Source organism: Variovorax paradoxus (assembly GCA_016806145.1).
GTDB lineage: Bacteria > Pseudomonadota > Gammaproteobacteria > Burkholderiales > Burkholderiaceae_C > Variovorax.
In genome coordinates, this window is sequence record CP063166.1 from 5,205,924 (window position 1) to 5,217,586 (window position 11,663).

At 70.6% G+C, this 11,663-nt stretch carries 13 protein-coding genes; 11 read left to right on the forward strand and 2 right to left on the reverse strand.

Translation table 11 applies throughout. The features are described 5' to 3' along the window. Positions 1–11 precede the first annotated feature (11 nt). Positions 12–776 carry an IclR family transcriptional regulator gene (locus tag INQ48_24185; protein QRF56423.1) on the reverse strand — a complete coding sequence of 255 codons (765 nt, stop codon included), beginning with the start codon at positions 774–776 and terminating at the stop codon, positions 12–14. A 196-nt stretch (positions 777–972) separates the two neighbouring features. Between INQ48_24185 and INQ48_24190 the strand changes: the two genes are divergently transcribed. The 9 genes from INQ48_24190 (at position 973) to INQ48_24230 (ending at position 8,635) form a co-directional block, all read left to right on the forward strand. Beyond that, complete coding sequence (locus INQ48_24190; GenBank protein QRF56424.1) at positions 973–1,959, forward strand: tripartite tricarboxylate transporter substrate binding protein; 987 nt, start codon at positions 973–975, stop codon at positions 1,957–1,959. 38 nt (positions 1,960–1,997) lie between these two features. Beyond that, complete coding sequence (locus INQ48_24195) at positions 1,998–2,432, forward strand: hypothetical protein (protein ID QRF56425.1); 435 nt, start codon at positions 1,998–2,000, stop codon at positions 2,430–2,432. Beyond that, positions 2,429–3,592 (forward strand): thiolase family protein, encoded by a 1,164-nt coding sequence (locus INQ48_24200; protein QRF56426.1) that lies wholly within the window; start codon positions 2,429–2,431, stop codon positions 3,590–3,592. Before INQ48_24195 ends, INQ48_24200 begins: the two co-directional genes overlap by 4 nt. Positions 3,593–3,621: 29 nt before the next feature. Next, positions 3,622–4,428 carry an enoyl-CoA hydratase/isomerase family protein gene (locus INQ48_24205; GenBank protein QRF56427.1) on the forward strand — a complete coding sequence of 269 codons (807 nt, stop codon included), beginning with the start codon at positions 3,622–3,624 and terminating at the stop codon, positions 4,426–4,428. A 45-nt stretch (positions 4,429–4,473) separates the two neighbouring features. After that, the gene (locus tag INQ48_24210; protein QRF56428.1) at positions 4,474–5,289 is read left to right on the forward strand and encodes an SDR family NAD(P)-dependent oxidoreductase; all 816 of its coding nucleotides are present in this window, start codon (positions 4,474–4,476) and stop codon (positions 5,287–5,289) included. Positions 5,290–5,380: 91 nt separating this feature from the next. Next, positions 5,381–6,565, forward strand: coding sequence for a GGDEF domain-containing protein (locus INQ48_24215; GenBank protein ID QRF56429.1), 1,185 nt, complete (start codon positions 5,381–5,383; stop codon positions 6,563–6,565). Between the two features lie 104 nt (positions 6,566–6,669). Continuing rightward, complete coding sequence (locus INQ48_24220) at positions 6,670–6,978, forward strand: hypothetical protein (GenBank protein QRF56430.1); 309 nt, start codon at positions 6,670–6,672, stop codon at positions 6,976–6,978. Between the two features lie 34 nt (positions 6,979–7,012). After that, positions 7,013–7,939: a Ku protein gene (locus INQ48_24225; protein QRF56431.1), complete on the forward strand. Its 927-nt coding sequence runs from the start codon at positions 7,013–7,015 to the stop codon at positions 7,937–7,939. 48 nt (positions 7,940–7,987) lie between these two features. Then, a complete protein-coding gene (locus INQ48_24230) occupies positions 7,988–8,635 on the forward strand; it encodes a hypothetical protein (GenBank protein QRF56432.1) in 648 nt (215 codons plus the stop codon). A gap of 12 nt (positions 8,636–8,647) precedes the next feature. On the opposite strand, the gene INQ48_24235 is transcribed toward INQ48_24230, so the two are convergent. Beyond that, positions 8,648–9,046, reverse strand: coding sequence for a hypothetical protein (locus tag INQ48_24235; GenBank protein ID QRF56433.1), 399 nt, complete (start codon positions 9,044–9,046; stop codon positions 8,648–8,650). 131 nt (positions 9,047–9,177) lie between these two features. On the opposite strand from INQ48_24235, the gene INQ48_24240 reads away from it, so the two are divergent. Then, positions 9,178–9,804 (forward strand): response regulator transcription factor, encoded by a 627-nt coding sequence (locus INQ48_24240; protein ID QRF56434.1) that lies wholly within the window; start codon positions 9,178–9,180, stop codon positions 9,802–9,804. A gap of 367 nt (positions 9,805–10,171) precedes the next feature. After that, positions 10,172–11,620, forward strand: a complete 1,449-nt coding sequence (locus INQ48_24245) for a response regulator (GenBank protein QRF56435.1) — start codon at positions 10,172–10,174, stop codon at positions 11,618–11,620. The last annotated feature ends 43 nt before the right edge of the window (positions 11,621–11,663 follow it).

Sequence of the window (11,663 nt, forward strand, 5' to 3'; positions counted from 1 at the left end):
CGGCCCTCGGTCTACGAGGCGCCGGGCTCCCGGGCGTTGCGGGGACGGAAGACCAGCGCCTGCACTTCCTGCAGGGCGGCCAGGAAAGGTTCGCGCTGCTGGCGCAGGCGGTCGGTGGGGCCGGCGACCGAGAGCGCGATCGGCTCGCCGCCCACGTAGCCGGCGACGGCCAGGGCCGAGAGCCCGTCGCCGCCTTCGTTCTCGACCCAGATCCAACCCTGCTCGCGCGCGCGCGCCACCTGCGCCTCGAGCGCGGCGAGGTCGGTGATGGTTCCCTCGGCGAGCTGGCGCAGCGGCTTCAGGCGCAGCTGGCGCGCCGCCTCCTCGGGCGTGCCGAGCGCCAGCGCCGCCTTGCCGAGCGCCGAGACGTGCAGGCTCAGCTTGTCGCCGGGGTTCTGCATGTAGCGCAGCGGATGGCGGCCCTCGAAGAAGGCCAGCACCTTGACCACGCCGCCCTCGACGCGGCCGACCAGGCCGGTCTCGCCGGTCTTGTCGCGCAGCAGCTCGGCGGCTTCCGAAGCCACGGCATAGAGCGGGTCGCTGGCCGAGATCTCCCGGGCCACGGCCAGCAGCCGGGCCGTCGGATAGAAGCGCCGGCTGCGCGCGGTGCGCAGCAGGTAGCCGAGCTCGTGCAGCGTGTGCAGCAGATCCGAGCAGCTGCTCTCGGGCAGGTCCATGAGCCGCGCCAGGTCGGAATTGGAGAGCTCGCGCTTTTCGCGCGCGAACAGCTCGAGCAGCGCCATCGTGCGGGCGGCGGCAGGGACGAGTGTGGGCATATTTCCTCCGATATTTCGTAGAGACCCACGAATATTAACGAAGGGACGGTCTAGAACTTCCATTGGTGACGGGCAGTTTCTTCAGATACGGGTTTTCCGGCATCGGCGGATTTCCTCTTGTTTTTCTACGAATGGTCGAAGTATATTGCGATTACTCGTAGACAAACGAGACCCAAAACAAACCCGGAGACAAGGCATGCAGAAGTTCTGGAAGACAGCATTCGTGGGGCTGGCGGCCGTGTCCGCCCTGCTCGGCGGCACCGCCCGGGCGGCCGGCGAGGCCTGGCCCACCAAGCCCATCACCTTCGTGGTGCCGTTCACGCCCGGCGGCATCACCGACAACACCTCGCGCGTGCTCGCGAAGATCGTGGGCGACAAGCTGGGGCAGCCGGTGGTGGTCGACAACCGGCCCGGCGCGGGCGGCTCGATCGGCGTGGAGGCGGCTTCGCGCCAGGCGCCCGACGGCTACACCATGATCTACGGCACCCAGGGCACGCAGGCCGCCAACCTCGCGCTCTACAAGAACATCCGCTACGACCCGGTGAAGGACTTCGTGCCGGTGCACGCCATGTCCGAGACGCCGCTGATCCTGGTGATCAACCCGAACCGGCCGTTCAAGACCGTGCCCGAGCTGATCGCCTATGCCAAGGCCAACCCCGGCAAGCTCAACTTCGGCTCGGCCGGCCCGGGCACCGGCACGCACCTGACGGCCGAGCTGTTCCAGGTCGCCACCGGCATCAAGATGACCCACGTGCCCTACAAGGGCAGCAGCCCGGCGCTGACCGACCTGATGGCCGGCAACCTCGACCTGATGTTCGACTACCCGGTGGTGGTCATGCCCTTCGTGCAGGCCGGCAAGCTCAAGCCGCTCGCGATGACCGGCCGCGCGCGGCTGTCGGTCATGCCCGAGGTGCCCACCGTGGGCGAGCTCGGCTTCCCGCGCGCCGAGTCCACGGCCTGGAGCGCGGTCTTCGTGCCCGCGAAGACGCCGCCCGAGGTCGTGAAGAAGCTCGGCGACGCGATCGCGCTGGCCATCGTCGACCCCGAGATGCTGCAGGTCACCGAGAAGTTCGGCAGCGTGCCGCTCAAGGACCTGCGCGACGCCAGGCTCGGCGAGTTCGTCAAGACCGAGATGGTGCGCTGGCGCGAGGTGGTGCAGCAATCGGGTGCCCGCATCGACTGACCTCCGCCCTCTTCCTTCCCTCCGCGATCCCTTCCTCCATGACCCCAGACCTGACCACGCTCCAGCCCCTGCGGCCCACGCTCTACCGGCTCGCGGCCGACGGCCGCTCGCTCGACTTCCTGTTCGCGCAATGCCCGCAGTGCCGGCAATTGAGCTTTCCGGCCAACGCGCCGGGCTGCATGCATTGCGGCCACGCCATCGACGCCTCGGCGCAGGTGGCGCGGCCCGGCGGCGGCACCCTGCTCGAATACGTGACCCTGCACGTGGCGATGGTGCCGGGCCTGAGCGCGCCCAGCATCGCGGGCGACATCCGCATCGCCGAGCAGGTGGTGGAGGAAGGCGTGATCGGCGTGGCCGACGAAAGCCTGCTCGCGCCGGGCATGGCGCTGCGCGCGATCGCGGTGCCGCTGCCCTCGGGCGAGCACTACGGCTGCCACTTCGTACCCGCGGGCGCCCAAGGAGCCACGGCATGAGCGGCGGCAACTGGCTGGCCGGCAACGGCGGCGTCTACGTGGTCGGCATCGGCCTGCATCCCTACCAGTTCCCGAGCGACACGCCCTACACCCAACTGGGCCTGACGGCCGTGCGCGCCGCGCTGGCCGATGCCGGCCTGGCCTGGAAGCAGGTGCAGGCCGCGTACGTGGGCACCACCTCGATCGGCATGGCCGCGGGCCGCGTGATGCTGCGCCACCTGGGCTCGACCGGTCTCGCCGTGACGCAGGTCGAGAACGCCTCGGCCTCGGGCTCCTTCGCCTTCCGCCAGGCCTGCATGGAAGTGGCGCACGGCATCAGCGACGTGGTGCTCGCGATGGGCGTGGACAAGCACGGCGACGGCCGCCGCGCGGCCAACAAGGACGGGCTCGAACGCCTGAGCGACACCGCCACCATCCCGGCCGTGAAGTTCGCGCTGATGGCGCGCAGCTACCTGCGCGAGCACGGCGGCGGCATGGAATCGATGGCGAAGGTGGCGGTCAAGAACCACGGCAACGCCGCGCTCAACCCCTATGCGCAGTTCCGCAAGCCGCGCACGCTCGAGCAGGTGCTGGCCTCGCCCAGGGTGGCGGGCGACCTCACGGTGCAGCAGTGCTGCCCGCGCGGCGAAGGCGCCGCCGCGGTGCTGCTGGTGTCGGGCCAGGCGCTGGCGCGGCTCGGGCTGGATCCGGCGCGCTGCGTGCGCGTGCACGCATCGGCCGCCAGCAGCGAGCGCGACGAGACCCGCTACGGCGAGGGCCCGATCGATCTGGTGCGCGACAGCGCGCGCGCCGCGCTCGAGCAGGCCGGCATCGGCGCCACCGAGCTCGACCTGCTCGAGCTGCACGACGCCTTCTCGGTCGAGGAGCTGCTCTACAGCGAGGCCGTGGGCGTGTGCCAGCCGGGCGAAGGCGCGGCCTACCTCGAGCGCGGCGACTCGCGCATCGGCGGGCGCTGCGCCATCAATGCCTCGGGCGGGCTGATCGGCATGGGCCATCCGCTCGGGCCCACGGGCATCGGCCAGGTCGCCGAGATCGTGCGCCAGATCCGCGGCGAGGCCGAGGGCCGCCAGCACCCGGCCGCGCGCTGGGGCATGGCCCACATGATCGGCCTCGGGTCGGTGGCGATCGCGCACGTGCTCGGCGGCACGGCGCGCTGCTGAAGAACAGACGACACAGGAAGAAGCTCCCCATGAACCCGAACACCCCTGCCCTCGAAACCCTGCTGTACGAAGTGCGCGGCAACGTCGCCGTGGTCACGCTGAACCGGCCCGATCGCATGAACACGCTCGGCGGCTCGATGAAGCCCGACCTAGCGCGCGCCTTCTTCGAGTACGCGCGCGCCGACGAGCGCGTGCGCGCCGTGCTCGTCACCGGCAGCGGCGAGCGCGCCTTCTGCGCCGGCGCCGACATCAAGGAGCGCGCCGGCAACGCCACCATTGGCACCGACTACTTCGTGGCGCAGAAGGCCACGCACGACCTGTTCCGCAACATCGAGGAGTTCGAGAAGCCGGTGATCGCCGCCATCAACGGCGTGGCGCTCGGCGGCGGGCTCGAGATCGCGCTGTGCGCCGACATCCGCCTGGCCTCGCAGGCCGCGCGCTTCGGCCTGCCCGAGATCAAGCTCGGCGTGATCCCCGCGGCCGGCGGCACGCAGCGGCTGCCGCGGCTGATCGGCGAGGCGCGCGCCAAGGAGCTGATCCTCACGGCCGACCTGGTCGACGCCGACACCGCGCTGCGCTACGGCATCGTGAGCCGCGTGCTGCCGCAAGCCGAGCTGATGCCCGCCGCGCTCGCACTGGCCCAGCGCATCGCCGAGCATCCGCCGCTGGCGGTGCGCTTCGCCAAGCGCGCCATCAACCGCGGCATGCAGACCGACCTCGACTCGGGCCTCGAGTACGAGCGCTACGCGGCCGCCATGATCATCGACAGCGAGGACCGCAAGGAAGGCATGCGCGCCTTCGTCGAGAAGCGCAAGCCGGTGTTCACCGGGCACTGAGCCCCTCCCCCATTCCCCATCCACACAAGCCAAGGAACACATCCCATGAAACTCGGATTGGAAGGCCAGGTCGCGCTGGTCACCGGCGGCGGCCAGGGCGTCGGCCGCCAGATCTGCATCGAGCTCGCGGCCGAGGGCGCGCGCGTCATCGTCAACGACCTGTTCGCCGAGCGCGCCGAAGCGGTGGCGGCCGAGATCGCGGCCGCCGGCGGCCAGGCCATCGCGGCGCCGGCCGACATCACGCGCGCCGACCAGGTCGAGGCCATGGTCGCCAAGGGCACCGCGCACTTCGACGCGCCGGTCAGCGTGCTGGTCAACAACGCCGGCATCATTCCCGAGCGGCGCGAGAAGGGCGGGCGCACGCCGCCCTTCCTCGACATGCCCATCGAGGACTGGGCCAAGATCGTCAACCTCAACGTCTACGGCACCATGCACTGTTGCCGCACCGTGCTGCCGGGCATGGTGGCGCGCAAGGGCGGGCGCATCGTCAACATCATCTCGGAGGCCGGGCGCATCGGCGAGGCCAACATGGCGGTGTACTCGGGCGCCAAGGCCGCGATCGCCGGCTTCGGCAAGGCGCTGGCGCGCGAGCACGGCCGGCACGCGATCACCGTCAACTCGATCGCGCTGGGCGCGGTCTCGCACGCCGGCATCAAGGACGGCCCGCTGCGCGTGGACGCCACGGTCGAGAACGACGAGCGGCTGCCGAAGATGCTCAACGTGTATCCGATCGCCAAGGGCGTGGGCCGGCTCTCGCGGCCCGAGGACGTCTCGGGCGTGGTGGCCTTCCTGGCCTCGGACCGGGCGCTGTTCGTCACCGGCCAGACGCTGGGCGCCTCGGGCGGATTCGCGATGCTCTGAGCGCGCGTTCCTGAAGATCGGGCGGCGCCCAGGGTTCTCCCGCAGACCCCGGGCGGCACGGCCTTCGCGCGGCAATGCAGAATCCGGTCCCATGGCTGCGCTGCCCTCCGTCCTCGATCCCCGCTCCGTCATCATGCTGGCGGGGCTGATGGGCGTCGTGATGTCGGTGGTCGTGTTCTTCATGCGCCGCAGCTATCCGGCCACCATCCAGGGCCTGCGCGAGTGGGCCTGGGCGCCGCTGGTGGCCTTCGTCAGCACCCTGCTGTTCGCCGCGCGCGACGTGCTGCCGGACTTCATCACGATCGTGGTCGCGAACGTGGTGCTGTTCGAGGCCTGCCTCCTCTACTACGCCGGCAGCCAGCGCTTCCTGTACGGACGCAGCGACACCGCCGGCTGGCACGGCCTGACCGTGGTGATGGCCTGCGCGCTGTTCTGGTTCAGCGAATTCAGGCCCGACTACGAGGTCCGGCTGGTGATCGTCACGGCGGTGGTGGCCGCCCTGTTCCTGAGCCACGCCCTGCTCTACATCCGTCATCGCGGCAGCGTGGTCTTCGGCATGCGGCTGATGATCGGCCTGCTGCTGCTGCAGTCGCTGGTGGCCTTCGCGCGGCTGGTGTCGGCGCTGCTGGGCATGGCCGGCGTCGGCCTGCTCGACGCCACCGTGCTGCAGTCGATCTACATCTCGATGTATTCCTTCACCGTGCTGCTGCTGTCGATCGCCGCCATCCTGATGGCGACCGACCGCATGCACTCCGAGTTCCAGTTCCTCGCCACCCATGACCCGCTGACCGGCGTGCTCAACCGGCGCGCGCTGCTCGACGCCTGCCAGGCCCAGTTGGCCGCGGCCGGGCGCGACGGCGGCTCGAGGACGCGGCGCATGGCGCTGCTGATGATCGACGTCGACCACTTCAAGTCGATCAACGACCGCTTCGGCCACCAGACCGGCGACGCCGTGCTGCGCGAGGCCGTCGGCCGCATGCAGCGCGCCATCGGCGACAACGGCCTGCTCGGACGCTACGGCGGCGAGGAGTTCGTCGTGATGCTGCCCGAGGCCTCGCCCGCCGAGGCCACCGAACTGGCCGCGCGGGTCAAGGCCAGCGCCGGCGAGGCCTTCCCCGCCGACTCGCCGCTGGCCGCCGTGGGCGCCTTCACCGTGAGCATCGGCGTGGCGCCGCAGCAGCCGGGCGCCGACATCGACGACATGCTCGGCCAGGCCGACGAGGCGCTGTACCGCGCCAAGTCGCTGGGGCGCGACCGCGTGGTGCTGGCCGGCTGAGCGCGGCCGCATCGGCTGCGCCCTCCTTCCGACGCCCTCCTTCCGACGTCATCAGCCGCCGGCTTCCTACGCCCGGCCGATGCGCGCCTGGGCATCGTGTCGCCATGTCCCGGCCCCCGCTTCGCCGTCTGGCGGTGTTCGTCGAGGCGCCCGATGACGGCCGCTTCGAATGGGTGCTGGGCGAGCTCGACGAAGACGACCGCATGCAAACGATCGCCCGCGCGCGCCGCGGCGTCGACAGCTACCAGCGCGCGATGGCGGCCGGCCTGTTGAGGCTGCAGCAAGAGGTCGAGGACCTCGACGCGGGGCCGAGGGACGAGAACCGGGCCGACGACGAAGACGACGACAGCGCCGAGACCTCGCCCCGGCCGGCGCCCCGCGGCACGGCCTTCGGATTCGGCCGGCCCTCCTGAGCCTTCACTCCACACCACCACGAGGACCCCCACCATGGCCACCGGCACCCGAACCATCTGGAAAGGCGCGATCACCTTCGGCCTGGTCCACATCCCCGTCGGCCTGCACACCGCGAGCACCGAGCAGGGCGTGGACTTCGACTGGCTCGACAAGCGCAGCATGGACCCGGTGGGCTACAAGCGCATCAACAAGCGCACCGGCCGCGAGATCGACCGCGACAACATCGTCAAGGGCATCGAGTACGAGGACGGCAAGTACGTGATCGTCTCGCCGGCCGAGATCGAGGCCGCCTTTCCGCGCACCACGCAGACCATCGAGATCGAGCGTTTCATCGACGCCAACGACATTCCCTTCGTCTACCTCGAACGGCCCTACTACGTGGCGCCGATCAACAAGGGCCAGAAGGTCTACGCGCTGCTGCGCGAGGTGCTCGTGAAGACCGGCAAGGTCGGGCTCGCGAAGGTGGTGATCTCGACCAAGCAGCACCTGGCCGTGCTCGTGCCCTCGGGCAAGGCGCTGGTGCTGAACCTGATGCGCTGGGGCGACGAGGTGAAGTCGCTCGAGGGTCTGGAGCTGCCGCCCGAGGGCGTGAAGAGCGCGAAGATCACGCCGGCCGAGATGAAGATGGCCGAGCAGCTGGTCAAGGACATGTCGGGCGCCTGGGACCCCGAGGACTTCCAGGACGAGTTCAAGCACGCGGTGATGAAGATCGTGCAGAAGAAGGTCAAGGCCGGCGACACCGAGACCGTGATCGAGCCCGAGGAGGAAGCACCGCGCGAGGGTGCGAAGGTGATCGACCTGACCGAGCTGCTGACGCGCAGCCTCAAGGGCGCGAAGGCGGGGGCCGCCGCGAAGAAGGGCTCGCGCGCGGCGCCCAAGGCGGGGAAGACCGCGGCGAAGAAGACCACGCGCGCCAAGGCCGCGCCGACGAGAAAGTCGGACGAGCGCAAGGCGGCCTGAGGGCCGCGAGGGGGGGACAATCGGGCCCTCGTCCGAAAAGACCCCTCCATGCCGCCCACCCCCTACCTGTTCCTTTCCCTCTCGACCTCGCCAGCCTCGGACCGGCCGGACACGCACGCGCGCTGCCTCAATGCCGCGGGCCGCTGGGCGGTGCACGGCACGGCGGACGCGCCGCTGCTGGCCTGGCACGCGGACCAGGCCGACGAAGCGCGCGCCGCCGCCGAGCGCGCGGCCCAGGCCCAGGGCCGGCGGGTCGAGGTGCTGTCGCGCGGCGACGCCGCCTGGGAGGAAGGGCGCGAGATCCGCCTGTTCAGCGAAGCCGCGGCATCGGCGCTGCTCGGTGCGGCGGCCCCGAGCGCAGCCAGGGCCCGCCGCCTGCGCGTGGAGACCGACAAGCTCGAGGCCTTCTGCCTGGTGGTGCGCCAAGCCTCGGCCGCGACCGACCATGAGGCGTTCATGCGCGTCAGCCGCGCCGCGGGCAAGGCGCTGCAGGTGCGCTTCGGCGGCGGATCGGTCTCGTCGGCCTCCACCTGGCTGGCCGGCCCCAAGGGCCAGGAGGCGCTGCAACACGTGCTGGCCGGCGAAGCCGAACTGGCCGGGCGGCTCACGCTGCGCGGGATCGCCGAGACCGTCGCGCTGGCGCAGCAGACCGAACGCCTGCGCCTGGAAGCCGAGCACCCGGGCACGCTGCACTGAACCTCGCGCCGCTCAGCGCGCCGGCTCCGACGCCGAAGACAGCCGCCGTATCTGCGCCTTCGCGATCGCCCGCCGCGCGAGCGAGCGCGAATTGCCGATGAACCATTCGTAGGTCGCGATCGCCGCCTGGGTCTCGCCGCGTTCCTCGAGCTCGATGGCTTCCGCCATGCAGCGCGCGAACAGCAGGATGGCATCGCGCTCGCGCGGCGGCGCGGCCAGCGTCCGGAGCCGGAGCTCGGGCTGCAGGAGCTGGATCTGCCGCTGCACCTCCATCGCCTCGATCAGCGCGCGGCCTATTCTTTCGATGTTGTCGGACAGGGGTTGGAGCCGGGTCTTGTGGACGTCGTCCGCCGCCTGGTCCAGCAGGTGCGAAGCCACTCGCAGCAATTGATGAAGGCGCTTGAGCGTCATCGGACGACGATAGTTTTTCCGCCCCCGCCGCACATCCCCTCATGCGAGGGGCCAACGCACCGCCAGCCCCTCGATGGTGTAAAAACGCGGCCGCGCGGCCAGCACCGGCCCTGCGCAGGGAGAGGCACAAGATGAAGATTCTTGTCGTGGACGACCACGCGCTGTTCCGTGCGGGACTGCGCCTGCTGCTCGCCGGCATGGAGAGCCGCGCGGCCGTCTACGAGGCCGCCACCCTCGGCGAGGCGACCGCGCTCGCCGCCGAACATCCCGACCTCTCCGTCTGCCTGCTCGACCTCACGCTCGCGCGCGAACGCGGCCTCGATGCGCTCACGGCCTTCAAGGCGGCCGCGCCCGATGTCGCCGTGGTGATCGTCTCGGCCACCAGCGACCTCGCGACCGTGCATGCCTGCATCGATGCCGGCGCCATGAGCTTCGTGCCCAAGAGCATGCCGCCCGCGACCCTGACGCAGGCGCTGCAACGGGTGCTGGCGGGCCAGATCCATCTTCCCGATGAAGTGCTGAGCACCGTCGCGGTGGCCCCCCGGCGCCCGGCGCTGAGCCCGCGCGAGCTCGACGTGCTGCGCGGCCTGGCCCGGGCCCTGCCGACCAAGTCGATCGCGCGCGAGCTGCGGCTGTCCGAGTACACGGTCAAGGAATACATACGCGGGCTGTTCGAGGCGCTCGACGTCCACAACCGGACCGAGGCCGTGATCACCGCGGGGCGGCTCGGCCTGCTGGACCTGCCGCGTCCGTCCTGAGCCGCCGCGGGGTCCCGTGCCAGCGACACCCGCCCCTGCCGCCGAGGCCTCGTTCGAGCACGAGCTGCGGCGGGAGTTCGTCGAACTGCATGCGCGTGTTCTTCTGCGCATGCCGCTCGTGCAAGCGCTGATGGTCGTCGGATCTGCATTCGTGCTTCTGCCTCAGGTCCCCGTGATCGAGTTCGCGCTCTGGGCGGGAGCGGTCATGTGCATGGAGGCGGCAAGGGCGGCCCACTCATGGCACCTGCTGCGGCGTCTCTCGCGCATCGATCCGCGCAAAGCGTTGCGCCAGCAGTTCTTCTTGGCGTTCCTGGCGGGTGCCGAGGCAGGCGTGATGCTGCCTCTTTTCAAGCTTGACCTGAGCGCGTTGAATCAGACATTCCTGATGTTCATCCTGGTCGCGATGCCCGCCATCGGGGCCGCGGTCTCGATTTCCTCGCGCCTGGTCGCGGGCGCCTATGTGAGCGCCATCCTCGTTCCCACGTCCATCTCGTGGGTACTGATGCATCCGGAGCACCTGCTTGCGACCACGTTCATGACCATTGCCTACATCCTGGTGCTTCTGTTCGCATCCCACGAGAACGAGAAACTGCTCACGCGCTCGGTGGCGATCCGGCGCGAACGCGACGAGATGGTGCGCCACCTCGAGCGCAGCAACGAGGAGGTCAAGGCCGCGGTCACGCGCGCGGAGGCCGCGGCGCTGGCGCGCACGCGCGTGCTCGCGGCCGCGAGTCACGACCTGCGCCAGCCGCTGCACGCGCTGTCGGTCTACAGCGCGATCCTGGCCGCGAGCCCCACGCCGGCCACGCTGGACGAGGTGGCCACGCACATCGACCAGCTGGTACGTTCGCTCGGCGCGCTGCTGCACGGGCTGCTCGACCTGTCGCAGCTCTCCTCGGGCCACTACGTGCCGGTGCGGCAGCGTTTCGCGCTCGACGCGCTGATCGCGAGCGTCTGCGCCGAGTTCGAGGCGGCCGCCGCGGCCAAGGGCCTGTACTTCACGCGCGAGCTGCGGCCCGTCACGCTCGAGAGCGATCCCACCGCGGTGCTGCGCATCGCGCGCAACCTGATCGACAACGCCATCAAGTACACCGAGCGCGGCGGCCTGCGCGTGCGGCTGCGGCACGACGGCCTGTGCGCCATCCTGGTGGTGGAGGACAGCGGCCGGGGCATCGCCCCTGCGGAGCACGACCGCGTCTTCGAGGAGTTCTACCAGCTCGGCAACGCGGGGCGCGACCGCAGCCAGGGCGTGGGCCTGGGGCTGGCGATCGTCGAGCGGCTGGTGACGCTGATCGGCGCGCGCATCTCGCTGCGCTCGCGGCTCGGTGCCGGCAGCCGCTTCGAGGTGCGCATGCCCGGCGTGCGCGAGACAGCGCCGCCCGTGGCCGTGGCCACGCCACCGCCGCCGCCAGCCGCCGCGCTCGAGGCCGCGACCGGCGCCCGACCGACGATCTACCTGGTCGACGACGAACCCGACATCGTGCGCGGCATGACGACCCTGCTGCGGGCCTGGCAGCTCGAGGTGCGCACCGCCCTCGATGCCGCCGGCACGGCGGCGCTGTTCGACGCCGGCGGCTGCCCCGACCTGCTGATCGCGGACCTGCGGCTGCGGGGCAACGAGCACGGGCCGGCGCTGGTCGCGCGGCTGCGCGCGCTGCATGGCGAGTTCCCGGTGGTCTTCATCACGGGCGAGACCTCGTCCGAGGCCTTGCGCGAGGCACGCGCCACGCGCTGGCCGCTGCTGCACAAGCCTGTCGATGCGCAGACCTTGCGCGCGACGATCGCGTCGCTGCTGGCGCCGGCGGCGCGGCTTTGAACTTTATTTATCTTATGAAGAAATTAGACTGAATATTTTTCAC